The organism is Bacillus timonensis, from assembly GCF_000285535.1.
GTDB classification, from domain to species: domain Bacteria; phylum Bacillota; class Bacilli; order Bacillales; family Bacillaceae_L; genus Ferdinandcohnia; species Ferdinandcohnia timonensis.
On record NZ_CAET01000103.1, the window covers coordinates 1 to 341 of the forward strand.

The 341-nt window shown below is 45.5% G+C and carries 1 rRNA gene; it reads left to right on the plus strand.

The annotated features are described in order from the left end of the window. Nucleotides 1-143: 143 nt before the first annotated feature. Nucleotides 144-259 (plus strand): 5S ribosomal RNA (gene rrf / locus BTHG_RS23875). Nucleotides 260-341 lie beyond the last annotated feature (82 nt).

A 341-nucleotide genomic window follows, 5' to 3' on the forward strand; every position in this document is an offset into this window, starting at 1 on the left:
TGCTGGCACTTCTGACCGAAAAGTCGATAGACTTTGACAGAAGAAGTGAAGCGACCTCGAGAGGCTAGGAGCCGGAGCTAGACAAATAACTTTATGAATGTTGGAGCGTTATCTAGTTTTGAAGGAATGAATCCTTCACATAGTCTAGTGGCGATAGCGAAGAGGTCACACCCGTTCCCATACCGAACACGGAAGTTAAGCTCTTCAGCGCCGATGGTAGTTGGGACTTTGTCCCTGTGAGAGTAGGACGTCGCTAGGCAAACTAAAAGATCAGCCGATATGGTTGGTCTTTTTTTATGTCAAAACCGAGAGGTTTTGTGGTAACAAAAGTCTTTTAAACG